Annotated in this window: 23 protein-coding genes and 1 tRNA gene; 15 read left to right on the plus strand and 9 right to left on the minus strand. The window is 65.6% G+C overall.

Annotation, left to right across the window (positions count from 1 at the left end; genetic code table 11):
• The first annotated feature begins 96 nt into the window (after nt 1-96).
• Complete coding sequence (locus VNN77_00655; GenBank protein ID HXG49900.1) at nt 97-1,404, plus strand: MFS transporter; 1,308 nt, start codon at nt 97-99, stop codon at nt 1,402-1,404.
• On the opposite strand, the gene senB is transcribed toward VNN77_00655, so the two are convergent.
• From senB to VNN77_00675, 4 genes are all read right to left on the minus strand, one after another.
• Nucleotides 1,388-2,341, minus strand: coding sequence for a selenoneine biosynthesis selenosugar synthase SenB (senB, locus tag VNN77_00660; protein HXG49901.1), 954 nt, complete (start codon nt 2,339-2,341; stop codon nt 1,388-1,390). The two genes, VNN77_00655 and senB, sit on opposite strands and share 17 nt — an antisense overlap.
• A gap of 9 nt (nt 2,342-2,350) precedes the next feature.
• Nucleotides 2,351-3,754: a selenoneine synthase SenA gene (senA, locus tag VNN77_00665; protein HXG49902.1), complete on the minus strand. Its 1,404-nt coding sequence runs from the start codon at nt 3,752-3,754 to the stop codon at nt 2,351-2,353.
• Between the two features lie 29 nt (nt 3,755-3,783).
• Nucleotides 3,784-4,614, minus strand: coding sequence for an alpha/beta hydrolase (locus VNN77_00670; GenBank protein ID HXG49903.1), 831 nt, complete (start codon nt 4,612-4,614; stop codon nt 3,784-3,786).
• A gap of 72 nt (nt 4,615-4,686) precedes the next feature.
• Nucleotides 4,687-5,814, minus strand: a complete 1,128-nt coding sequence (locus VNN77_00675) for a beta-N-acetylglucosaminidase domain-containing protein (GenBank protein HXG49904.1) — start codon at nt 5,812-5,814, stop codon at nt 4,687-4,689.
• A gap of 476 nt (nt 5,815-6,290) precedes the next feature.
• Here VNN77_00675 and VNN77_00680 point away from each other — a divergent pair, with 476 nt between their 5' ends.
• From VNN77_00680 to VNN77_00690, 3 genes are read left to right on the plus strand one after another with little or no spacing between them, the layout of a single operon-like run.
• Nucleotides 6,291-7,088: an SUMF1/EgtB/PvdO family nonheme iron enzyme gene (locus VNN77_00680; GenBank protein HXG49905.1), complete on the plus strand. Its 798-nt coding sequence runs from the start codon at nt 6,291-6,293 to the stop codon at nt 7,086-7,088.
• Between the two features lie 3 nt (nt 7,089-7,091).
• Nucleotides 7,092-7,733, plus strand: coding sequence for a LysE family transporter (locus tag VNN77_00685; GenBank protein ID HXG49906.1), 642 nt, complete (start codon nt 7,092-7,094; stop codon nt 7,731-7,733).
• Nucleotides 7,703-8,683 (plus strand): fatty acid desaturase, encoded by a 981-nt coding sequence (locus VNN77_00690; GenBank protein HXG49907.1) that lies wholly within the window; start codon nt 7,703-7,705, stop codon nt 8,681-8,683. The genes VNN77_00685 and VNN77_00690 overlap by 31 nt, the downstream gene beginning before the upstream one ends.
• On the opposite strand, the gene VNN77_00695 is transcribed toward VNN77_00690, so the two are convergent.
• Nucleotides 8,667-9,698 (minus strand): L-histidine N(alpha)-methyltransferase, encoded by a 1,032-nt coding sequence (locus VNN77_00695; GenBank protein ID HXG49908.1) that lies wholly within the window; start codon nt 9,696-9,698, stop codon nt 8,667-8,669. The two genes, VNN77_00690 and VNN77_00695, sit on opposite strands and share 17 nt — an antisense overlap.
• Before the next feature lie 263 nt (nt 9,699-9,961).
• On the opposite strand from VNN77_00695, the gene VNN77_00700 reads away from it, so the two are divergent.
• Both VNN77_00700 and VNN77_00705 read left to right on the plus strand, forming a co-directional pair.
• A complete protein-coding gene (locus VNN77_00700; GenBank protein HXG49909.1) occupies nt 9,962-10,726 on the plus strand; it encodes an ATP-binding cassette domain-containing protein in 765 nt (254 codons plus the stop codon).
• Entirely contained in the window at nt 10,723-12,297 is a 1,575-nt protein-coding gene (locus VNN77_00705) for a glycine betaine ABC transporter substrate-binding protein (protein HXG49910.1), read from the plus strand. Before VNN77_00700 ends, VNN77_00705 begins: the two co-directional genes overlap by 4 nt.
• Before the next feature lie 13 nt (nt 12,298-12,310).
• Here VNN77_00705 and VNN77_00710 read toward each other — a convergent pair whose 3' ends face one another.
• The 3 genes from VNN77_00710 to VNN77_00720 all read right to left on the minus strand — a co-directional run bounded on the left by VNN77_00710 (nt 12,311) and on the right by VNN77_00720 (nt 14,812).
• A complete protein-coding gene (locus tag VNN77_00710) occupies nt 12,311-13,765 on the minus strand; it encodes a M20/M25/M40 family metallo-hydrolase (protein HXG49911.1) in 1,455 nt (484 codons plus the stop codon).
• Between the two features lie 42 nt (nt 13,766-13,807).
• On the minus strand, nt 13,808-14,206 hold the full coding sequence (locus VNN77_00715; protein HXG49912.1) for a hypothetical protein: 399 nt from the start codon (nt 14,204-14,206) through the stop codon (nt 13,808-13,810).
• Between the two features lie 186 nt (nt 14,207-14,392).
• A complete protein-coding gene (locus VNN77_00720; protein ID HXG49913.1) occupies nt 14,393-14,812 on the minus strand; it encodes a hypothetical protein in 420 nt (139 codons plus the stop codon).
• 396 nt (nt 14,813-15,208) lie between these two features.
• Here VNN77_00720 and VNN77_00725 point away from each other — a divergent pair, with 396 nt between their 5' ends.
• On the plus strand, nt 15,209-16,522 hold the full coding sequence (locus VNN77_00725) for a hemolysin family protein (GenBank protein ID HXG49914.1): 1,314 nt from the start codon (nt 15,209-15,211) through the stop codon (nt 16,520-16,522).
• A 351-nt stretch (nt 16,523-16,873) separates the two neighbouring features.
• Here the strand turns inward: VNN77_00725 and VNN77_00730 are convergent, their stop codons facing one another.
• Nucleotides 16,874-17,176, minus strand: a complete 303-nt coding sequence (locus VNN77_00730; GenBank protein HXG49915.1) for a hypothetical protein — start codon at nt 17,174-17,176, stop codon at nt 16,874-16,876.
• Nucleotides 17,177-17,245: 69 nt separating this feature from the next.
• On the opposite strand from VNN77_00730, the gene VNN77_00735 reads away from it, so the two are divergent.
• The 8 genes from VNN77_00735 to VNN77_00770 form a co-directional block, all read left to right on the plus strand.
• Nucleotides 17,246-17,638: a (deoxy)nucleoside triphosphate pyrophosphohydrolase gene (locus VNN77_00735; protein HXG49916.1), complete on the plus strand. Its 393-nt coding sequence runs from the start codon at nt 17,246-17,248 to the stop codon at nt 17,636-17,638.
• 107 nt (nt 17,639-17,745) lie between these two features.
• Nucleotides 17,746-18,372, plus strand: coding sequence for a transglycosylase SLT domain-containing protein (locus tag VNN77_00740; protein HXG49917.1), 627 nt, complete (start codon nt 17,746-17,748; stop codon nt 18,370-18,372).
• A gap of 166 nt (nt 18,373-18,538) precedes the next feature.
• Nucleotides 18,539-19,117 (plus strand): CDP-diacylglycerol--glycerol-3-phosphate 3-phosphatidyltransferase, encoded by a 579-nt coding sequence (gene pgsA, locus VNN77_00745; GenBank protein HXG49918.1) that lies wholly within the window; start codon nt 18,539-18,541, stop codon nt 19,115-19,117.
• A 40-nt stretch (nt 19,118-19,157) separates the two neighbouring features.
• Nucleotides 19,158-19,234 (plus strand) — tRNA-Gly (locus VNN77_00750).
• A 616-nt stretch (nt 19,235-19,850) separates the two neighbouring features.
• Entirely contained in the window at nt 19,851-21,200 is a 1,350-nt protein-coding gene (locus VNN77_00755) for a hypothetical protein (protein ID HXG49919.1), read from the plus strand.
• Nucleotides 21,201-21,379: 179 nt separating this feature from the next.
• Nucleotides 21,380-22,615, plus strand: a complete 1,236-nt coding sequence (gene dctP / locus VNN77_00760) for a TRAP transporter substrate-binding protein DctP (protein HXG49920.1) — start codon at nt 21,380-21,382, stop codon at nt 22,613-22,615.
• Nucleotides 22,616-22,676: 61 nt separating this feature from the next.
• A complete protein-coding gene (gene dctP / locus VNN77_00765) occupies nt 22,677-23,567 on the plus strand; it encodes a TRAP transporter substrate-binding protein DctP (GenBank protein HXG49921.1) in 891 nt (296 codons plus the stop codon).
• A 94-nt stretch (nt 23,568-23,661) separates the two neighbouring features.
• Nucleotides 23,662-23,903: transposase (locus tag VNN77_00770; GenBank protein ID HXG49922.1), on the plus strand; the 242-nt coding region annotated here is incomplete at its 3' end.

The raw sequence follows: 23,903 nt of genomic DNA on the forward strand, positions 1-23,903 counted from the left end.
GTAGGAGCCGCCGTTTAATCGACGGTGAAGGGATAATGAAGAGGCGGTGAATTTTCGCGCCCGGACCCGGCTTTATCTGTCCCTGGAGATTTGCTAGTGCTGGTGGAACTCTCGAGCGCGGGGATGAAGATCAACTTCTGGTCGCTGATCGGCCTTTCCCGGGAGTCTCCCGAATCGAAGAAAAGGCTCGCGGTCGTCGCCCTGCTCTACTTCATCCAGGGAGCTCCGGCGGCGATCCTGTGGGAGGCGCTGCCGGTCTATTTTCGCATGAACGGCGTCTCGCTGCGGACCATCGGCGGCCTTCGGTTGCTGGAGCTTCCGTACTCGCTCAAGGTCTTCTGGGCGCCGCTCGTCCACCGCTACGGCGACCGGCGCATCTGGATTCTCTGTTGCCTGTGCGGGATCGCCGGGGTGCTGTTCGCGCTGCCGTGGGTCGACGCGGCGTCGGCCGGAGGCGTCGTCTTGCTGTTGATCCTGGCGCTGACCACTCTGTCGGCGACGCAGGACATCGCCATCGATTCCTACTCGGTGGCGCTGGTACCGCGCGAGGAGGAAGGAAGCGCCAACGGCGTGCGCGCTTCCGCGTATCGTGTCGCTCTGGTGCTGGTCGGCGGCGGGCTCGTCTTCCTCGCCGCGCGATGGGACTGGAGCTCGCTTTTCCTCCTCGCGGGCGCGGTCTTCGTGATCCTGGGGTTGCTGTCCGCCTCGGTCCCGCGGCTCGACGTCGCGCGCGAGGCGCGCGAGCGCTGGCTGCGCGGTTTCGTCGACTGGGCGGGCAGCTGGCGGGTCGTGCCCCTGATGCTGTTCGTGTTGACCTACAAGCTCGGAGAATTCGCCATCGGCCCGATGGTCAAGCCGTTCTGGGTGGATTACGGCAGAAACATCTGGCCTTCCCACGAAGAGCTGATGTTCCAGATCGGTCTGGTGCCGACGACGCTGGGCATCGCGCTCAGCGTCCTGGGCGCGCTGGCCGGAGGCGCTTTCATCGCGCGCTTCGGCGTTTTCCGCGGCATCTGGCTGCTGGGCCTGCTACAGGCGTTCTCGAATCTGGGCTATTCACTGGTGGACTGGCTCGACCTCGGCCGCTTCGGCCTTTACGGCGCTTCGGTCTTCGAGTCGTTCAGCGGCGGGCTCGGCACGGCGGCGTTTCTCACCTTCCTGATGAACGTGTGCCAAAAGGAGCATGCCACGGTCCAGTACGCGTTTCTATCATCGGTTTTCGCGCTGACCGGGCGGTTGGTCGGGGCGGCGAGCGGGCTGGGGGCCGAACGCTACGGTTACGGCAACTATTTTGCGCTCACGTTCCTCATGTCCGCGCCCGCCTATTTGCTGTTGCCCTGGGTGAAACCCTGGATTCATGATGCCGCGGAGGGGCGGACGGACACGGTCAGGTCAGCTCGTTGAGGAGCGATTTCCAGGCGCGCAGCTCGCGCGCCGGGCGCACCAGCCTGGCGGCCCGCGCACAGGCTCGCCTGAGCCTCAGGTAGAATTTACGCTCGCTTTCGAGCCGGCGCAGAACACCGGCGAGCGCCGAGGTGTCTCCCGGGGGAAAAAACCCCGGATAATCGCTTCCCAGTGTGCCGATCAGTCCGGGAATCCGGGCCGCGACCACGGGGACCGAGGCGGCCAGGGCTTCGGACAACACGTTCGAGCTTCCCTCCATCAGCGAGCTGATCACGGTGACATGGCTCTGCGCGAGCAGCCGGCGGGTCTTCCAGTGCGGCAGCTCGCCGAGCCACCGGTAGCGGGGATTGTTCGCCGATTCGCTCCGGGCGCGCCGTTGCAGGCTGCCATCGAGCGCCCGGCCCACGTGAGCGATCACGACGCGCGAGTCGGGCGGCAGCCGGCGGGCGGCGAGCGCCGCGCGCAGCGGGTCTTTCTCTTTTCGCAGATGGCCCACGACACAAACCTTGAAGCGCTCGCTCGTCCACGGCGGCACGCGGCTGCGCATCGGGCGCGCCGACTGATAAATGATCCGGGTTTTCCCGTGAAGGTAGGGCGGCAGCTCCGCCAGCGCCATACGCTGCAGCGCAACGATGCGGGTGGCGATCTCCAGAGAGCGCTGGGCGCGGCGGTCGACGCGGATGTCGCGATAGAGGTCGGTGCCGGTGAGGGCGACGATCAGCGGGCGGTCGGGATGGCACTCGTGGAACCGCGCGATCGACTCGTAGCTGCGGCGCGCGTGAAGGGCGACCAGCAGGTCGCACGGCCGGCCGTCGAACGACCGCCCCAGGGTGACTCTGTGGCCGAGCTTGCGGAAGATCGCGTTCCATCGGACCGCAGTGATCTTGTTGCCGTTGTTGAAGGCCAGGGGTGCCGGCGTGACCAGGTGAATTTTCACGGGTTTGCGTCAGCGGGCGCAGGTGCGAAACCCGGCCCAGACGTCGCAGCGGTCGGGTGTGTAGAAGTTTCTCCAGGTGTTGCGAATCAGCAGGGAGCTGGTAGCCCAGCAGCCGCCGCGAAGCACCTTGTGCGTGCCGAACCACGGCTGGGAGTACTCGCGGTACGGATCGGGTGAAAAGCCGGGGTAGGGACCGAAGTCGTCAGCGGTCCATTCCCAGACGTTGCCGATCATCTGGCGGCAGCCGAACGCGCTGTCGCCTTCGGGATATGCGCCGACCTCGACGGGGCCCATGTGACGCCAGTCGAGATTGGCGCGGCTCGAATCCGGCGCCAGGTCTCCCCACGGAAAACGGCGCCGGCGCGCGGCGCGATCGCCCGTTCCTTCCGCCGACGCGGCAAGTTCCCACTCCGCTTCGGTCGGGAGGCGCCGATTCGCCCAGTTGCAATAGGCCTCGGCCTCGTACCAGCTGACGTGCATGACGGGCAGGTGCTCGTTCAAGGGAACGTAGCGGTCGAACACGCGCTGCTCCCAGCGGCCGCCGGGCCCTCGGCGCCAATAGACGGGATGATCTATGGGAGCAGAACGGCTTTGAATTTCTGCCGTTGCCCCGCTCCCTTGCCAGAATTTTGCGAAGGATTCCCCGAGGTTGGGCACGCCTCCGCTCCGGCGCCAGCGCCAGCCCTCGGCGCTCCAGTACTCGCTGCGGTCGTAGCCTCCCGCTTCGACGAATTCTGCGAATTCACCGTTCGTGACCGGAGCCCGCGCGATGCGAAACGGGGCGACGTGGACCCAGTGGGCCCATTTCTCGTTGTCGAAGACGAAAGGAAAATCGGGCGTAGCCCCGATCTGGAACCTGCCCCCGGCAATGTCGACGTCCCCGGGACAGGGACCCCCGCCAAGCGGAGCGAACAGGGAAGCCGGCGCAAGCTCGGGCGCGGGATAGGCGAGGGCCTGGCGAGTCGCGGCGATTGCCTCCGCATGCATGCCTTCGTGGAACGTAGCGAGGAGGTAGAAGTAGAACTCGTCCGGAGAAAGCGGGCGGCTCATGTCGAGCGAGTCGATCGCGCGCGACTGCACCGCGTCCATGTAGCGCAGTGTCTCGTCGAGCGACGGGAGCGGCAGCTCCCAGCGGCTGTCGTGCGGGATGTCCGTCGAATTGTAGAGCCGGTCGCCGTTCTCGATGAGCGGCCGGCGGCGCAGCAGATGTCGCAGCACCCAGAACTCCTGGAACCATGCCACGTGGCCGATCTCCCACAACGGCGGGTTCACCGTGAGCAGCCGGGGCCCGATCAGGCGACCGGGGTCGAGGTCGGCGACGAGCGAGAGCGTGCGCGCGCGAAACTCCCGCATGGTCTCGGACAGGCGCGCCGGATCGGCTAGGGAGGCGATTCCGCGATCTTGCGCTGGCATCGGAAGTTTCGTTGGTCCGCCCCAGGCGTTCAATCGAGAAGGAAGCCGGCGGCGAGCCGGTGGAACTCGTCGGCGGCGTCCCACTGAACAAGGTGCCTGCAGCGATCGACGATATGGAGATCGAGCTGCGGGTAGCGCTCTTTCAGCAGGGTCGCCCGTTCGAACGCGTTGCCACGGTCGTTCTTGCCGATCATGATCAGCAGGGGGCAGGGAAGATCGACCAGCCGCTGCCACATCGGCGTCGTGTCGCGCGCTCCACCGCCGCGGGCGGCTTCACCGCGCCTGACGAACGCCTCGAAGTTCTTGCCGACGCTCATCCGGTGCCGGGTCTCTAGGACCTCCGGCGTGATCAACGCATGGTTGTAGAGATTGTGCTCCAGAAGAGCGCGCGATTGCTCGATGGTCGGCTCGGCGGCCGTCCCTTCCTCTCCTTCGCGCGGCGCGCCTCCCGGGTTCTGTCCGGCGGGCAGCGGCGGGAGCAGGCTGCCGGTGGCGAGCACCATCACCCTGGAGACCCGCTCCGGGTGCTCGAAGGCCAGGCTCACCGCCATGCCTCCCGCCTGGGAGTGGCCGACCAGGGCGGCTCGGTCGATTCCCAGGGCGTCGAGAAAGCCGAGTATGAAGCGGCGGCGGTAGGCAACGGAGTAATCGGCCGGATTGTCGGTCAGGCCGAACCCCGGCTGGTCGTACGCTATGGCCCGCACTCCCGCGGCGGCCAGAGGTCCGAGGTTGCGTTCGAAAACGTCGGCCGAGGAGCCCAGGGATGCCCCGTGGAGGAGCAGCGCCACCGGTCCTCTTCCGGCCTCGATGTAGCGCGTCTTCAGTCCATCGACCTGAACGTACTTGTTTTCATAGCCCATCGGACGAGCTCCTTGAACGCCCGCGTTTTTTCCGTCTCTACCGCAAATCCCCCGCGTTGACAATCCACGCGCTCAGCCGAGCGCACGGGAAATCGCTTCCCGCCACGGGCGCAGCTCGCGAAACCACTTTTCCGAGCGGTGGCGCGCCGCGTAATCCAGCGCATCGCGCAGCCGGGCCCGCTCGCGCGGCCCGGGGCGGAAGCCTTGCTTCCTCTCCCTGGCTGCGCGGCTGCGGTCGCAGAATCTTCGGATCGCGAGCCAGTGAGGGAGCGCTTCCTCCCCGAACTTCTCGATGACCGCCCGCCGCCAGCTCGACTCCGGCTCGTAGGCGGACGGCCGGCGCGCGTAGTCGAAGCAGGTGGCGAGCGGAATGAAGCTCAGCGTTTCCTGCAGCAGGGGATTGTTCAGGTAGCCGCGGGCGGCGCGCGGCAAACGGGGGTCGCGGCCGCGAAGCGGCCCCAGATGCAGCTCTTCGCTCATGGACAGGTCGTTCACGGGGTAGTTGTCCCACAGGATGAGCGGATGGGCGATCGTTTGCGCGACGCGCCGCGCATGGGCGTACGTGATGGTTCGCGGCACGACCCGGGGACCGGTCCAGAGACATGCCACTTGCGGCGGCAGGTAATCCGCGAGGATCGGCAGGAAATCGGGCTCGAATGCCCCGAAGGTCCGCGCCAGGATCGGGTCGGGGGTGTAATAGGACGGGCAGAGCCACCAGCGCACACCGCGCCACGATGCGGGTTGTCGTTCGAGGACGGCTTGCATCCAGGTCGCCTCGGCTCGCGCCAGGCTGCCGGAAAAAGCCGTCCGGTCGCGGGCGTGAGCGAGGCGCGACGGGATGTCGTCGAAAAGCACGGCGAAGATCCGCACGCCGGCGTCGTAAAAGCGCTCGGCCTTGGCGATGAGCTTTTGCACCGGCGCAGCATCAGAGAAGCAGAGGCCCTGGCCGGGATGGAAACCGTAGACGAAATCGATGCCAAAGCGCTGCGCGGCGCGGATGAGATGCAGCAGCTCCCGCCAGCGCGACGCGGGGTACGGCAGGCTCCAGCGGGCGCGGTGATAGGGATCGTCCTTGGGTGCGTAGAGATAGGTGTTCATGCCGCGGGCGGCGCCGAAACGAAAAATCTCCTCGCGATGCCTCAGGCTCCAGGGAGGCCCGAAAAATCCTTCCACGATCCCGCGGTGGGCGAAGGTGCGCATCGGTAAGAGCGGTTCAAGCGGTTCAAGCCCTCTGCTGGAGGTGGCCGGTTCGCGGCGAAAACCCTGGGCCCCGGGACGCAAGAAAGCGAACCCCCGGGCGCCTGCTCCCGGTCCCCCGTACGAACCTCGAGCATCACGCGTGAACCGAAAAGCTTTCATAATATGTGGCATATGCCCGCAAAACGGACAAGCGGAGCTTGCCATCGGCGGCGGCATTGCGTACCATGCGGCGAAACGCCGTGATTCGGCGCCTTTATCATGGAATTCAAGTATGTAGACATCGCATCATGGTGGCTCGTGGCAGAGACCTTCGACCGGGGTCAACACGCCGGTGCCCCGTAAGCCGCCGCCGTATCCTGCCCGGGGCCGCTTTTCCAGCCGCTCGGGCCAAAGCCGGAGCTTTACGCTGCGGTGCCCGCGCTCTTCAGGTCTCGGCCCGCTTTCGATGCATGTCTACCGGTCGATCAACCCCAGGTATGATCGTCTGGCTCGTGTTGGTGCTGGTCTTCGGTGGGAGCGCAGGGGCGGCGGATCGTGCAGGTTCGAGTGAACTGGTGCGCATTCCCTCGGGGAGTTTCTGGATGGGAAGCGACGAAGGGTCCCGGGACGAGCGGCCGCGCCATCGGGTCACCCTGGAAGAATTCTGGATCGACCGAATACCCGTGACCAACGCCCGATTCAGCGAGTTCATGAACTCGGCGGCCTTTGCGGCCGGTGGGCGGAGCTGGTACGACGTGGGCGACAACGACGCCAGAATTCACCGCCGCGGTGAGAAGTGGCAGGCCGATCCCGGATTCGCCGACCATCCGGCGGTGGAGGTCTCGTGGTACGGAGCGGACGCTTTTTGCCGCTGGGCGGGCGGTCGTCTGCCGACGGAGGCGGAGTGGGAAAAAGCGGCGCGCGGTACGGACGGGAGAAAATATCCCTGGGGCATGGAGGCTCCCGACAAGAGCCGCGCTCAGTTCGGCGCGGGCTGGAACGAGACGCGTCCGGCCGGCAGCTTTCCCAAAGGGGCGAGCCCGTACGGGGTCCTGGATATGGCGGGGAACGTCTGGCAGTGGGTGAGCAGCATCTACGCGCCCTATCCCTACGATGCGGCCGACGGCCGCGAGGATCCACGGCGGGAGGCGGTGCGCGGGACGCGAGGCGGCGGGCATGACTCGCCCGCCGGCGAGCTCACCGCCACGCAGCGCGGAGCCTCCCTGTCGCGCAACCCGCGCTCGGGGCACCACAACATCGGATTTCGCTGCGCGCGGTCCACTCCCCCGAGGTGAAGCGTGCTGCCCGCGAATCTGTTCCTCCAAGGCATCCTGATCGGCTTCGTCGTTGCCGTTCCCGTCGGCCCGCTCGGCCTGCTGTGCGTCAACCGGGCGCTGTCGATGGGGATTCTGTTCGGCCTCTATTCCGGTCTGGGAGTGGCGACCGCGGACGCTCTGGCCGCCGGAATCGCCGCCCTCGGGCTCAGGTTGATCTCGGATTTCTTCGTCAACCACCAGCTGTTGCTGCGGGTCATCGGCGGCGCCTTTCTCTGCTATCTCGGCGTGAAGATCTTCTGCACCCATCCACAGCTCGTGCCGGCCGGACGTCCGGTGAAAGGGCTCTCGCGCGCGTACGCCGCGACCTTCTTTCTCACCTTCTCCAATCCGGTGACCGTGCTTTCTTTCTTTGCAATCTACGCAGGCTGGGGCGTGGGCAGCCTCAACGGCCACTATGTCAGCGCGGCGGTTCTGACCGCGGGCGTTTTCGTCGGCTCGGCCCTGTGGTGGATCCTCCTCGCTACCGGCCTGCTCCTGTTCCGCGACCGCTTCAGCCACTACATCGTCGGCTGGATCCACAAGATTTCGGGAGCGGTGATCACGGTCTTCGGGATCGTCGTCTTTCTCGGCCTATGGAGCAGCAGAGTGAGGATCGGCCGCTAGCCGCGGAGACGGCGGCCGCATGGCGGACCTCGTCCATCCCGGCGGCGCTCAACCTGGAGCTCGCGGCGGCGCACGCCGCGGTCAACCTGTATCAGTTTTTCGTCGTGCCCCTGTGGCTGCTGCCGCTCGACGGCCGCTGGGGATGGACGCTCGTGCCGCTCGCCCTGCTCGCGAATCCGTTCTGGAGCCTGATCCACGAAGCGATTCACGATCTGCTCCATCCGGACCGCAGGATCAACGCGGTTCTCGGCCGGTCGATGTCGGTTCTGTTCGGCTCTCCGTTCGGGGTTCTGCGGGCGAGTCATCTGTTGCATCACCGATTGAACCGTTCACCGGCGGAGGGAACGGAGTATTACGATCGCACGCGCCGCTCGTTCGTGCGCGCCTGCCCGGGATACTATTTCCAGATTCTGGGCGGCCTCTACGCCGTCGAAGCGGCGAGCGCGCTCTTCTTCCTTCTGCCCCGGTCCGCGCTCGCGGGCCTGCGGGAGCGTTTCGTCCCCGAAGGGACCGTGAGCGCGATCCTTTTCGGGATCTGGCTGAAAAAAGACGTGCTTCGGGAGATCCGGCAGGACGGGGTCTGCGCGCTTGCATGGCTCGCGGCGTCGGCGGCCGTTTACGGAGCAAACTGGGGCTGGCTCGTCTTCGTCGTCGCGGCCCGGGCGTTCTTGATCTCGTTTCTCGACAACGTCTATCACTACGGAACGCCGGTGAACGATCTCCTTTTCGCCCGCAATCTCCGCCTTCCCGGCCCTATGGAGAGGATGCTGCTCCACTTCAACCTGCACGGCGTGCACCACCGCAACCCGTCGGTCCCGTGGATCGGCCTGCCAGAATCGTTCCGGCGCCAGGGAAGGGTTTTCCACGGTGGTTATTTTTCGGCCGCGGCCCGCCAGATCGCGGGTCCGGTCGCGCTGCAGACGCTGCCGTGGGCTAATCGGCCTTCCTGAACAACAGCAGAGAGAACCAGGCCAGCGGGTCGGTGTAGTGGGCCACCGGCGCGAGGCCGAAAAAGCCAAGCTGCTGCTGCAACTGCTCCGGGTCGAACTTGCGGCTGATCTCGACGAGGATCGGTTCGCCCGATTCCCACCAGAAAGAAGCGCCGGCCCCCGGAAAATCGATGCGCTGGCGTTCGGCGGCGACGGCCTCCATTTCGATCTGGCGCCATCGCGCGTTGTAGCGGGAGACGTAGCGCATCCGCCCGAGGTCGAAGTTGCTTCCCGTGAGCCGGTTGATGTGGAGGAAGACGTTCAGAATGAACTCCGCGGTGAGCCCCCGGGAGTCGGCGTAGGCGGCCTCGAGAACAGCCGGCTCCTTGACACGGTCGGCGCCGAGCAGCAGGAAATCGCCCGGCCCCATGGCGGCGGAGAGGCGGTCGAAAAAGCGCGCGAACGCCGGCGGGGTGAAATTACCCACCGTGCTGCCGAGGAAGACGAAAAGGGTCGGCAGCTCCTTCGCGATGCTGCGGAAGCCTTCTTCGTAGCGCGCGTGCAGGCCGTGGAAGTCGATGCCGGGAAGGTGACGCCGGACGAACTCGCGGGAAGCCTTGAGCCCCGGGACGCTCACGTCCACCGGAGCAAACAGGCCGCGGCCGCGTTGCCGCAGCTGCGCTTCGAGCAGATGGACGGTTTTGCGGGACGAACCGGCTCCCAGCTCGACGATGCACTCGACGGGCGCGGCGGCGATGATCTCGGGCGCCCTGGCCTCGAGGATCGAGTTCTCGGTACGGGTGAGATAGTACTCGGGGAGATCGCAGATGCGCTCGAAGAGATCCGACCCGCGGTCGTCGTAAAGATAGTGAGCCTCGAGCCAGCGCGGCTGATCCGAGAGCGTCTTCAGGATGGCGGTCGTCGGATCGTCCGGCGGACGTTCGGCGGCGCGCGACCAGATGCCGGGCTCGACGAGCTGCCAGCGACCGTGCTCCTGTGGACGGAAAAGGGGATTCAGGCGGTTCAAATCGTTCAAAGGTGACCGCCTTCGGCGGTCGTTCAAACCGTTCCAGCAGTTCAAGCCGTCCGCTGCGCGGCGGAAAACCCGAGACCGAAGGCGCCGGGTCCCGGGACGCAAGAGGCCGGACAGCGCAACCGCGAGTTGCCTACTATAGGGGAAAGACGGCTGGAATGTCCAGCTCGGGACGTGTTAAGAATCGAATCATCGAAGCGGGCGGGGAGGAATCGGGGGGCCGGCCGCGGCGGAGCGCCGCTTGAGCAAGGGCCTCTTCAACGGACGTGCCGGACGACGCCTTCATAGAGTTCCGCAGGGTGGGCTACCGCCTGCCCGACGGGCGTGAGTTGCTTTCGGATTTGAGCTTCGGGATCGCGCGGGGCGAGACGCTCGTGCTGCTGGGGAGGAGCGGTTCGGGCAAGACCACAACGATGAAGCTGATCAACCGACTGCTTGATCCTACCGAAGGCGAGGTGCGGGTCGCGGGCACGCCTACGCGCGAGTGGGACCCGATCAAGCTGCGCCGGCGCGTCGGTTACGTCATCCAGGAGGTCGGCCTTTTTCCGCATCTCACGGTGGAGGAAAACGTCGCGGTCGTGCCGCGGCTCGAGCGCTGGCCGGAGGACAGGATCCGGTCGCGCGTCCGCGACCTGCTTCAACTGGTCGGCCTCGATCCGGAACGCTTTGCCGGCCGGTTCCCGCGCGAGCTTTCCGGCGGGCAACGCCAGCGAGTCGGCGTCGCCCGGGCGCTTGCCGCCGATCCGCCGGTGGTCCTGCTCGACGAGCCCTTCGGCGCGCTCGATCCGATCACCAGAACCGATATGCAGCGCGAGTTCCGCTCGCTGCAGCAGCGACTGCAGAAGACCGTGGTGTTCGTTACCCACGACGTGCGCGAGGCATTCGCGCTGGCGAGCCGCATCGGCTTGATCAAGGACGGAAAGATGATTTTTCTTGGGCCGCCGGAAGCGCTGCTCCGCTGCGACGATCCCGAAGCGCGGGCGTTCACCCGCTGTCTGGCCGACGGCGGGGCGGTGGAAAGCGGAGCGTGAGCCTGCTCGAGTTCCTGTCGCGCCACCGCCAGGAGTTCCTGGGGCTGGTCGCCGAGCATCTCTTCCTGGTCGCGCTGTCGACGGGAATCGCGGTGGCGATCGGGCTGCCGCTGGGGATCCTCCTCACGCGCCGGCCCGGGCTCGCCAGGCCGGTGCTGGGATTCGCCAACGTCATGCAGACGGTTCCCAGCCTGGCGCTCTTCGGTTTTCTCATCCCGGTCAACCTTCATCTCTTCGGCGTGCGAATCCTCGGCGGGATCGGGGCGCGCACGGCGATCGCGGCGCTGGTGCTCTATTCGCTGCTGCCGATCATCCGGAATACCTTCACGGGCATCAACGGCGTCGACCCGGCGATTCGCGAAGCCGGCAGAGGGATGGGAATGACCGATCGGCAGCTTCTCTTCCAGGTGGAGATCCCGCTTGCCCTCGGTGTGATCATCGCCGGCATCCGCGTCGCCACGGTGATCGCGGTGGGGACGGCGACCATCGCGGCCGCCATCGATGCCGGCGGGCTCGGTCGCTACATTTTTCGGGGCCTCCGGATGAACGACAACGTGCTGGTGCTGGCGGGGGCGGTGCCCGCGGCGTTGATCGCGCTCGCCGCCGATTTCCTGCTCGGCCGGGTGGAACGGGCTTTTCAGGGAGGCCGTCTGCTGCGCGGCGGAGCGGGAAAAAATCTTCTGGTCCTGTTGGGGGCCGGAGCCGTCGGTGCGGTGCTCCTGTGGAGCTTTCTTCCCGCCCGTTCCGCCGGCCGCATCGCCGTGGGATCCAAGGACTTTACCGAGCAACTCATCCTGGGAGAGCTGCTCTCGCAGGCGGTCGAGGCGCGGACCGGAACCGAGGTCGAGCGGCGCTTCGATCTCGGTGGAACGCTCGCCCACGAAGCGCTCGTCGCCGGGGAGATCAATCTCTACGTCGAGTACACCGGGACGGCGCTGCTCGCAATCCTGAACGAACGGCGCCCCGCCGGGCGCGCCGAGGTGTACCGGCGCGTCAAGGCGGAATACGCCCGGAGATTTCAAGCCGAGTGGACCGAGCCCCTGGGGTTCAACAATACATTCGCGATTCTGGTGCGCGGCGAGGACGCGCGGCGCTTCGGCTTGAAGACGATCAGCGACGCGGCCGCGCTCGCGCCGCGGTGGCGCGCCGGTTTCGGGCAGGACTTCATGTCGCGGCCCGACGGCTACGCCGGCTTCGTCCGGACCTACGGCCTGCGGTTTCAGGCAGTGAGGGAGATGGACCTTTCTCTCACCTATCGGGCGCTCGCCGAGAAACAGGTCGATCTGATCGCGGGAAACTCGACCGACGGGCTGATCAGCCGGTACGGGCTCGTCGAGCTGGTAGACGACCGAGGTTATTTTCCCCCTTACGACGCCGTGCCCGTCGTCCGGCAGGAGGCGCTGCGGCGGCATCCGGAGCTGCGGCGCGTGCTCAAAGAGCTGGGAGGAATCCTCACGGTCGAGGAGATGCGCCGCCTCAACTACGCCGTGGACGGGGAGCGGCGACGCCCCGAAGAGGTCGTGCGCGAGTTCCTGGCGCGCTCGGGCTTCGTGCGCCGGCCGGCCGGCTGAGCAAAAGCTCGGCTCAGGCTGCGCTGTGAAGGATCAAGCGGACGAAAAACGCAACGCACCGCTCGTAGTCCCGCGCCGCCACGCGCTCGTCGATGCCGTGGAACCGCGCAACGTCCTGGCGCGTCAGGGTGATCGGGAGAAAACGGTAGACGTTGGCCGCCAGCGGCGCGTAGTGGCGCGAGTCGGTCATTGCGACGGCGAGCGCCGGGGCGACGACGGTTCCGGGCGCGGTTTCGCCCACCGCGCGCTGCAGCCAGAGGAAGGCCCGGGCCCCGGGATCCGAGACGGCCGAAGGCTCGGCGGCGCCGGGGAGGAGGCTGATCGTGACCGACGGATCGGCGGCGGCCGCCACGTGGCGCTCGACGGCGGCGATCGTGTCGCCGGGAAGGATGCGGAAGTTGACGACAGCCCGCGCCTCGGCCGGAAGGACGTTGTCGCGACTGCCTGCCGTAAAAACGGTCGGTGCCTGCGTGGTGCGCACGAGCGCCGCGGTCGGCGCCGATCCCGCCAGCTGCCGCTCGATCAGGGGCGCGGAGAGCCACAGGTTCGCCAGGAGCGCGCGCAACGGCCAGTGCAGCTCCGGGCCGAGATACTCGACGAGCCGGCGCACGGGCTCCGACAGGCGCGCGGGGAACGGCGCCTGATCGAGCCTGTGGATCGTCTCGCTCAGGACGCCGATCGCGGTGCGCTTCGGCGGAGCGGCGGTATGGCCGCCTTCCGCGGTGGCGCGAAGCTCGAAGCTCGCGTAGCCCTTTTCGGCGATGCCGACGAGCGCGACCGGCCCGGTCACGCCGGGGACGATTCCCTCGGTGATGAACCCGCCCTCGTCGAGCACATACTCCAGCCGGACCGCGCGGGCGCGCAGCGCCGAGGCGATCCGGGCCGCGCCGTTGGCGCCGCCGCTTTCCTCGTCGTGGCCGAAGGCGAGGAAGATCGTCCGGCGCGGACGAAAGCCGCGCGCGAGCAGATGCTCGACCGCCTCCATGATCGCCAGCACGGCCGCCTTGTCGTCGAGCGCTCCACGACCCCAGACGTATCCGCCGTCGATGCGGCCGGAAAAGGGAGGATGGCGCCAGCCCCGGGACGATTCGGCCGGGACGACGTCGTAGTGGCCCGCGAGCAGGACGGCATGAAGCCGCGGGTCGCTGCCGGCCCAGGTGTAGAGAAGGCTGTGGCCTCCGAAGATCTCTCGCGCGAGCGTGGCGTGGAGTCGAGGAAACTCCGCGCGCAGAAAGTCGCGGAAGCGTGCGAGCGCGACGGCCGCGCGCTCATCCGGCGCCGGAGAGGACACGGTCGGATGCCGCAGAGCACGAGCGAGGCGTTCGAGCGGCGCCGGGCTTTCGAAAGAGAAGTTGGCGACGGCCACGGGCGGGAGCTGTTTCGATTGGAAACGGGCGGTCCGGTACGCGACGACGCCGAGCGCCAGCAAAAGCAACACGAGTGCCGACCGGAGCAGCAGCTTGCTCATTTTGCGGGTGCCTCCCGGCGAGCTCTGTCCGCCCGTCGGCTCCTAGCGGCCGGAGAGGATCAGCCGGGCCTTTCCCTTGCGGAGGTCGGTGCTGCGGTAGTGGAAGTCGACGTGACGGATCGCCCTCCGCTCGCCCGGGAGATCGATCACGCGGACTTTCTCGCTTCCTTCGAAGCGGTGGCGCAGCGCCGGCCGGAACGTCTCCTTGTTGCGAAACGTCACGATCACGTCATAGATCTCCACGGGCGCGCCCTCGACGCGGAACCGGAGCTGCTTGAAGCGCCCCTCGTGCCTTCCGACTTCGATTCGATCCCGGTCGCTGCGAAAGTTGATCTCGACGCGGCCCAGGGTTTCCCAGCGGCCGGGCGCGACGGCGCCGGCTGCGGGCGAGGTAACGAGCAGCCACGAAAACGCAACGGCCGTGAACTGACGCTGTCTCATCGTTGTCTCCTCCGGGGTGCATGGAAAGATCGGTCAAACAGAAACGCTTTGCTCCGTTCAACCCGTCGCTCCGCGGCAGAAATGGACCTGGGGCGGAAGGCGCCGGACGGCGATGAGCGACCCGAAACGGAAGACCCGGCGCGGGCGAAAACCGGAAACGGGGAGCTGAAAACGTGTTGTTGATCGTCACTGGAAGACGAATTTTCCGATTACGAACCCGACCGCGGCGCAGAGAATGTTGTAGAGCGTGCCGTTCAGAAACCGCCCGAGCAGGCGGGCGCTCAGGTCGACGCTGTCACGGAACGCGTCGATCTGGCCCGCGTCCGGTGGCCTGATCAGAACGGCCCAGGTCGCCCAGCGCGCCGCCACCTTGAAGCCCAGCCAGCCGACCGCGAGAAGGTGCTGTCCGAGCCAGAAGGCGATGAAGAAGAGAACGCGCTCCAGGAGGCCGAGGTAGGCGCCCCCGCCTTTCTGCTCGAGCGCGGCCAGGCTCTTGTAGCGCTCGGGCAGCTCGACCCTGACGGTCGCGTTGAGAAATTCCGCGGACAGCAGACCGAGCAGGATCGTCAACACCAGGCCGCCGGCGGCGGCGAAGGATTCGCTCACGGGACCAACCTCCCCGGGTTTGATTCGCGGAACATATACCGCCGGTCGCGAGAGCGTCAAGCTGATAGGTCGCTTCGCTCCCGTTCAAACGGTTCAAGCCGTTCAACCGCTTCGCTCCGTTCAAGCCGTTGTGGCGCTGCGCGGCGGTCGCCGGTCTTCACTTCGAACCCCGAACTTCGAACCTCGAACCCCGTAGAAAAAACCCCCTGTTTCGCTTGCTTCTGGCGGCGGGTTCGTGCCGGTCGTCGGTCTTCGGTCCCCGGTCTTTATTTCGAACCTCGAACCTCGAACCATTACTATTAACCCGTCATTTCCGCAGCCGGCGAAATACGCTAAGCTGGCCGCGGCATCGCCAGCGGCACGATCGCGCCGCGACTGCCGGAGGCCGGATACGCAATGAAAGAACTCCAATTCGAGCTGATGGCGATTGTCGTGCTCATTCTCGCAAACAGCGTCTTCGCCATGTCGGAGATCGCCCTGGTCGCGGCGCGAAAATCGCGGCTCAAGGATTGGGCCGACAAGGGTTGGCCGGGCGCCAAAGCGGCGCTCGAGCTGGCGAGCCAGCCGAGCCAGTTCTTCTCCACGGTCCAGGCAGGGATCACGCTCAGCGGCATCCTCGCCGGAGCTTTCGGCGGGAGGGCGATCACCCACGAGCTGGGCCTGGTCATGAAGGTGATTCCGGGTCTCGGCCCGTACAGCGACACGGTCGCGCTGGTGATCGTGGTCGCAGCCATCACCTATCTGTCCGTCGTTCTCGGAGAGCTGGTTCCCAAGCGCATCGCGCTCAACCACGCCGAGGCGATCGCCGCCGCCACGGCGAGGCCGATGCGGCTGGTTTCGGCGGTCTCCGCGCCGGTGGTGAGGCTGCTGGGGTTATCCACCGAGCTGTTGTTCCGGGCGGCGGGGATCCGCCCGGGCGGCCAGCCGCCGGTCACCGAGGAGGAGGTCAAGACCCTGATTCGCCGGGGAGCCGCGGCGGGGGTGTTCGAGGCGACCGAGCGGGACATGATCGAGGCGGTGATCCGCCTCGGCGACAAGAGCGCCCCCGCCCTGATGACGCCGCGCACCCGGATCGTCTGGCTCGATGTCGGTGATTCGATCGAGCAACTCCGCAAGAAGATTTTCGAGAGCGGCCATTCGCGCTTTCCGGTCTGCAACGGCAGCCTGGAAGAGGTCATCGGCATCACCCACACGAAGAATCTGCTCGCCAATGCGCTGGGAGGGCGGCCCGTGGACCTGAAGGGCTCACTGCAGCCTCCTGTATTCGTGCCGCGGAGCATGACCGGGCTGCAGGTGCTCGAGCACATCAAGCGGTCCGGCAGCCATCTGGTCCTGGTGGTGGACGAGTACGGCGGGATCGAGGGGCTGCTTACGCACCACGACATCCTCGAGGCGATCGCGGGGGAAATGCCGTTCGGGGAAAAGGGTGCGGCGCCAAAGGCGGTCAGACGGCACGACGGCTCGTGGCTTCTCGACGGCATGCTCGCGGTCGACGAGTTCAAGGAGATCTTTCGCCTGGAGAGCCTGCCCGGAGAAAAGAAAGACGCTTACCAGACGCTGGGAGGGTTTCTCTTCACGCAGATGGGGCGGGTGCCGGCCGTGGCGGACCGGTTCGAGTGGAACAATTTTCGTTTCGAGATCGTCGACATGGACGGAAAGCGGATCGATAAGGTCCTGGTCTCTTTCGTGGACCCGGTCGCGGATGCATGACGCGGCGCGCCGAGACCGGCGCGCCGCGTCCGCGCCGATCATCCGAGGGCGCTGTGGATGATCGCGGCGACGGCGTAGACGACGACGAACCCGACGATCAGCCACACGACGGTCTTCAGCCAGATTGGAAAATCTTCCATGACTTTCTCCCGCATGAACGATACTCTGCCGCAAGCCGGACGAGCGGCCCGGCGGGCTCCTTGCAAAATCGGCCTCGCGCCACTTCCCCTGAAGGAGCGGAGGCGGAAATCCGTAGCACGAACCGGGCGTGGAGAAGCCTCGCGGTTCGAAACGAGGTTGCGGACTCCTGCCGAAAAACCTCTCCGGCCGGAAATAGGAATGGGGTGAAGCTTAGATCAGAAAGACCCGGTTGAGCTTGTGCAGCTTGAGGTTCCTGAGAAGAGCGACGGGCGCCGGGGCGAGAAGCACGGCGGTGCCGCGGATCGCAACCGTCGTGAGCGGCGCCCGGGGCCGATCGGCCGATTCGACGAGGTTGTTGGCGAGCGCACCGCCCTTCGAGAGGCCGGTCGCAATCCGGGCGGCGCTTCTGTGGACGCTGGGCCCCGCCGGGAAGGCGAGATCTTCGATCAGATCGATCCCGGAAAGGACGATCCAGCCGGCGATCAGCAGGATCGCCAGCACGCTTCGTAGCATGGTGGCAATATCACGCCGAATCGTCATGGTGTCAACGGGTGCGCGCCGCGGCGCGCAGAAGGCGGACGCGTGAAGGTGGTCCGGGTGGTCGCGGGGATCATCGAGCGCGACGGCAGGTTGCTCGTCTGCCAGCGGCGCGCCGACGCGGCGTTCCCGCTGAAGTGGGAATTCCCGGGAGGCAAGGTCGAGGCGGGAGAGGACCGCGAGGAGGCGCTGCGCCGCGAGCTCCGCGAAGAGCTCGCGATCGAGGCCGGCCGGTTGAGCGAGTTTCAGCGGTACGAGCACCGATACGCGAACGGCACCCGTGTCGACCTCAGCTTCTACGCCGTCCACGACTATACGGGCGAGGTCCAGAACCGCGCGTTCGAGCGGATCGCCTGGGTCGAGCGCGCGGGGCTTTCGGCTCTCGATTTTCTCGAGGGTGACCGGGCGGTAATCGAAAAGCTCCTCGGCGCGCGGTAGCACCGTTTTCGGCCTCCGTTTCCCCGGCCGGTTGCGGTCGGCGCGTGGCCAGCCCGGATATCGTTTGACAGAAAACCGGTCGTCGGGTTATCCTGCGCGCAATTTTTGTGAGCGTCATAACAGCTCCCACCGGAAGGATCGCTTTCGCGGCGTTTTTGCTGCTTTTGTCTGCCCTTGGCACGGCGGCCGCGGACGTGTACGTTTACGTCGACAGAAACGGCGTTCTCAACTTCACCAACGTCCCCACGCATCCGGGCTATCGGCGGGTCATCCGCGAGCAGGGCTCGCGGCCGCTCGGTGCGGGAACGTTCGGTCCGGAAGCCTACGAGGAGCTGATCCGTTCGGCGTCCCACCGGTATCGGGTTGACCCCGAGCTGGTGCGCGCGGTGATCAAGGCCGAGTCGGATTTCAACACCGTGGCGCGCTCGCACAAAGGGGCGATGGGGCTGATGCAGCTCATGCCCGAGACGGCACGCCTGCACAATGTGAACGACGTCTACGATCCGGGCGACAACATCGAGGGCGGGGTGCGGCATCTGCGCCTGCTGCTCGACCGCTTTCAGGGAAATCTGGAGCTGAGCCTGGCGGCTTACAACGCCGGTATCAAGGCGGTGGAAAAGTACGCCGGCATTCCGCCCTTCGCGGAAACCCGCGAATACGTCCGCCGCGTGCTGCGCCTCTACGAGGCCTACCGGAGCCGCGCCGTGCGGCTTTCCTCGACCTCGCAACCCTGACCGAACCGGCTTGCGCTGTTTTGAGAATCGGATAAGTTAACGCTGGTAAGCTCGAGAACCGGGGGGCTCCGGAGCCGGAACGTCGCTGAACGCGTGCGCCGGCCGCTGGCCGGTCCTTCCGGTCCCGTTCCGGGTCGCCCTGGAACGGAGGAGAAGACGCAGCGCAGTGGTCTGGACCGTTCCCAACCTGCTCAGCCTTTTTCGCATCCTGATCATCCCGGCGCTGGTTTATCTTCTTACCTACCCGGACCCGATGTCGGGGTTGCTGGCGGCTGCCCTCTTCCTGGTCGCCTCGGTCACGGATTTCTTCGACGGTTATCTGGCGCGGCGCAATCACAGCGTGTCCGACCTGGGGAAGATTCTCGACCCGCTCGCGGACAAGCTGATGGTCGCCTCCGCTCTGATCATGCTAGCGGCCCTGGATCGAATAGGGGAGCCGAGCGTTCCGGCATGGCTGGTGGTGGTCGTTATCGCGCGCGAGATCGCTGTGACGATCATCCGCGCGATCGCATTGAGCGAAGGGATCGTGATGGAGGCGGACAACTTGGGCAAATACAAATTCATTCTCCAGGCATTCGCCGTCGTGGGGCTGCTGATCCATTACCCGCACTGGGGCGTGGACTTCTACGTGGCGGGGATTTATTTCCTCGGCCTGTCGGCAGTGATCGCCGTGTGGTCGGGAGTGAACTATCACCTGCAGTACCTCCGGCTGCGGCAGATGCGCGTCGCCGCGCCGGAATCCTAAATTGACAAAAGCACGCCGTTCAGGTAGGTCTTTAGACAGCGCGGGTGTAGCTCAGCTGGCTAGAGCGTATGCTTGCCAAGCATAAGGTCGGGGGTTCGAAACCCCTCACCCGCTCCATAAAAAAGGCCCTGAATTTTCAGGGCCTTTTTTATTTTTGACGGACTCGGGAGAGCTTTCTCGATCCGCTTGCCTGCCTTCAAGCAGTGATCTTTCGAGCTGCCTAGGGAGATCCGTCAGGTTCCTCGCTACCATGTCGCGCGGCGCCGGGCAGCGAGGGGGCGACGGCGTTCTGAATCTCGTTTCGCTTGCGCCGCAGCGAGCGAAAGACTCCGTGAGGCCGACGCCGGAGGACCCCGACTCTCACGGCCCATGCCTGGCGCACACGCGGTGAGAAAAAAGTAAAAGTAAACGGGTGGGGCGACCCGATGTGTCGGAATGTGTGTTGACGTAACCGCAGATTATCGGGTATCATCGCCGCCAATTTGGTGATTGGCGGGCAAGTCTCTGGTTCTGTAAGGGCCGTTTTTGGCTCTCGAAGGCGACCTGGCATGGGCGGTCGCAGGCAGTTTTGAGTTCTCGGTGGCTGACTCCCAGAAGGAAGTTCCTGTCATTCGTTTCCTCTCTTCCAGGTGGCGGTTCTCTCGGCGTTGTTGTTGAGCGCGACTTCCGTTTTCACTTCAACTCGTATTTGTGGACGTTAGAAGGGAGTAGTCCAGAAGTGAGCAGCTCTGGCATGGACAAATCTGGATGGTTCGCGGCGGCCGTGGCCGCCGGTGCGGTTGCTTTCTTTGCATTTGCGCTGGTTCCGGCTCCGGCTTGGGCACGCTGCCCGATTGGAGTCCCTAGTCACTACGGCAGTTGTTGCTATTTCGATATGAACATTGGCCGCACAATATGTTATGGGGAGAGGCCCCCCTCCGGGGGTAGCGGTTCCTCCGGTGGCGGCAACTCCGGTGGAGGCGGCGGCGACCGCTGGCAGCAGGGTCTTCAGGGATTGCAGGGCATCCTCGGCACTCTCCGGGAATGGAACCAGCAGAATGAACAGCGGGAGCGCGCTGAAAACAATCGCCTGGGCCGCGAAGCGGAGCGCGAGGGGGTGGATTATTACAACAGCGGACAGTACGAGCAGGCGCTCTACGCCTTCCAGCGTGGGTACCAGTATTTCGCGCGGAACGGCGAAGCCCGGAATATGGCCGTCATGGAGAATCACATTAACGCTGCCCGCCAGGCTCTTGAGCGCAAGCGGCACTTGGAGGAGACCAAGCGCTGGGAGGAGCAGCACAAGGCCAAACAGGCTGAGCGAGAGCAGGTGGTGAAGGATCTCTTCTCCCCGTCCTCTGGGGAAGGCGGGAGGGAAAATCCCTTCGGGTGCGGCCTCGGCCCCGTGCCGCCCGACGTGCGCGGGTGCTACGACCTGGCGGGCGGCGGCGGGACAACCCAGCAGCAGGCGGGCGCGCGCGGGAGCGACGAAGCCCAGAAAGCGGACCAGTCCAGAAAGGCAGAAGAAGCCAGGAAGGCGGCGCGCCGGGCGCTGCTGAGAGCGCAACTGGCCCGCGATCCCGCCACACTGAAGAGTCGACTTGCGGTCTTTGCCAACGCCGTGGCCGCCATGCCCCCCGGCCCGGATCGCGATCAAATGCGGGAACGCCTGTTGGAGGAGCGAGAGCGCCTCGCGAGGTTGATGGCGCGAGGAGAACGAAACCTCAGCGGCGAGTCCACCTGGCAGCGGGGCGCCAGCCCGTTCAGCGCGCCGAAGGTGGAAGCGAAGAGGGAGCCGCAGAGCGCCGGGGGCCAAACTCCTGCCGTCGCGGCTCCTTCGTCGGCTCCGTCCCCTCGCGTGAATGCTTTCGAAGAGGCCGCTCCGGTTCAGCAGCAGCCCGACCTCCGGCCCAGGTTTCCTTCCGAGGAGCCGCCGAACAGACAGGAGCTCACCCGCCCGGAGTGCCGACAGTCGGACGAGGCTCGCTGGGCCGAGCGGGCCATCGCGGGGGGCTTCGGCACGGCTGAGCAACTGATACTGGGCATGCAGGACCTTGATCGTCGCCGGAAGCTCGGGTGCTTCGCAGCGGAGAGCAGGAATTAAGGACCGCAGGCTTCCCGCGCTGCCGGAGGTCACGTCCCCGAGCGCCGGAACCCGTTTTGAGCAGGAAGCTCTGTTCTCCATGAGCCGGACAGTAAAGGATTGTTGTGCTTGCGTGACGGCGGGCGGCTTGCCTTTTTGACACCGCCGGCAACGCCTGCCTGACGGGCTTCCTCACCGACGTGATCCTCTTCTCGGTCCAGTCCACGGCCTGGAGCGTCCTCCCGCCGGAACGGCGGATGGGGCTGGCAGTGTGGTTCTCCGGGGCGGCGGACATCTGCAGCCGGGCCAGCTGCGACGACGAGACGCGGGCGCTCAAGGAGCTTGAGTCAAAGGGCGTCCGCATCTTTCCCTTCGACGCGGCGAAAGTGAGGGCCAAGGCCCCGGCGCCCAAGGGCGGTCCCGGCTGGACGGCCGGGAGGGTGGGACGAGCTTCGGGCCTTGAAATGATAAGAGAAGTTTTTTCCATGCGGCGATTGGCATGGGCCTTCTTGTTCCTCGCGACAATGGTTTTGGCCTCCCCAGCTTTTGCCGAGCCTGTCATGGAGCTCCTATACCCTCCCAAACTTGAAGAGTACGCCCAGTGCGCGCGGCTTCTGGCGTCGGCCGGGGATGCGCCCGTCCGACTGCAGCAGAAGGTTTTGAAGCTTCATGCAATTCTGCCCGCCGTCGAGGCCGTCCGACTCGCGAAGGAGCAGCCGTCCATCGTGCTCGCTCCGGTGGGTTATCTTTCTTCGAACGGAACGCCCGGTCTGGCCGCGATCATCAGACCCTTCGTGTTCCGCGACCTAGCCCACTTCCAGGCTTTTTCGAGGAGCCCCCTCTTCGAGGAGGAAGCGGGCAGGGCCGAGGACCTCCGCCCCCTGGCCGTCGCCTACGCGGGAACGGCGTACCTCGCTGCAAGAAAACCGGTCCGGGAGCCGGGAGACCTCGACGGCCTGAGGGTGAACTCAATCATGGACCTCAAGCTTTGGAGAGCAAGGGGCGAGCGGCTTAGGGCGTTTCCGTATGTGTATAACGACAACTTACTGTCCGCCCTGAAGCACGGGGTCATCAACGCGGCGGTCTTCACGCCCATCGAGGCGCTCCGGTTTGGCCTTTCGGAGGTCGCGTCCCATTACAACCTGATCGACGTCCAGCGCTATTTCATGGCCCTGGCCGTCAGCGTCTCCGCCTGGCGGGAAATGGGGCATCCCCAGCGTCAGGCACTTTCGGCGTGGGCGAAGCGGATGGCGGATCGCTGTAGCGCCCGGAACTTCGACGCCGAGACGCGGGCCATCGAGGCCCTGAAGAAGCAGGGCGTGACCATCGTCGAGCCGAACCACCAAGCCTTCGAGGCTGAGCGGCCGGACGCGGCGGAAGACGCGCCTTCCGAAGAAGCCAGGGTCTTCCTCCGCAAAATCCAGGCGATCCGGTAATCCGTATGGAGGGAAAATGAAGCGCAATGGTTCGGCGGGGATCGCGGCTCTCCTGTGCGGGATGCTCCTCGGGGCGTGGCCGGCTCCCTCCCGGGCCCAGGCCCAGGCCACCCTGCGGCTCAGCTTCCCCGAGGTGGCGGAGGCAGTCCAGTGCGCCCGGATTCTGGCCGCCGCCAAAGACGGCCCTTACCGGATTGAACCTGAAGGAGAAGGTGTCCCGGAGTTGACGCTCAAGCTCAATTTTCCGGAGTTGACGCTCATTTTTTTGGGTTTTTTCAACTATCGGAGCAGTGAGGACGTTCTGCAGGCGATCCAGCTGCCTTTCGTGTTCCGCGACCTCGGCCACTTTCAGGCTTTCGCGCGCAGCGCCCTCTTGGAGGCGGAGGCGGAAAAAGCTGAGGGAATTCGCCCGCTCGCCCTCATATACGCTGGAACTTCATACATGATGGGAAAACGGCCGTTGACCAGTGCGGACGATTTGAAAAGGGCGTCCAAGGCCTTTTTCCATCCCGCGTTCGATGGACGGCCGGAAAACACTGAAAGGTACTCCCGCTTCGTGTCCCGCGTGAAGTCGGAGATTGAAGACGCCGCGTCGGTCACGCCGATCCAGGCCGTGCGGGCGGGCCTCGCAGAGGTCGTGCCCTATCTCACGCGGGTGGACATCCAGCGGTATTTCATGGCGCTGGCAGTGAATGCCGACATGTGGAGTGGTATGAGTCCAGACCGGCGTCAAGCCCTGTCCGCCTGGGCGAAGCGGATGGCGGATCGCTGCAGCGCCCGGAACTTCGACGCCGAGACGCGGGCCATCGAGGTCCTGAAGAAGCAGGGGGTCCGGATTGTGGAGCCCGATGAATCCTTCCGGAGTTTCTGGCCCCATTGGCCTGATCCCTCGAATGGAATCTCTTCCGAGGAAGCCAAGGCCTTCATCCGGAAGATTCAGGCGATTCCATAAGAAGCGGGACGGATCAAGTCCAGTCAAGTCAGTCAAGCTGGGGTCAGGTCTAGCATTGTACTATCACGTCTTTGTGTTATAGGATGGGGCCTCTATGGCTCGGCCCTTGCGGATTGAATATCCCGGCGCTCTGTATCACGTCACCTCTCGTGGCGACCGCCAGGAGCCGATCTTCGAGGACGATGGGGATCGCAAGGCCTTTTTGGATCTGTTGGGCGAAGTGATCTTTCGGTATCGCTGGCGCTGCTATGCGTACTGCTTGATGGGCAATCACTATCATCTGATGATCGAAACTCCGGAGGGGAATCTCAGCAGGGGGATGCGGCAATTAAACGG

It is taken from the genome of Candidatus Zixiibacteriota bacterium (genome assembly GCA_035574315.1).
In the GTDB taxonomy this organism is placed as follows: domain Bacteria; phylum Desulfobacterota; class Binatia; order UBA9968; family UBA9968; genus DATLYW01.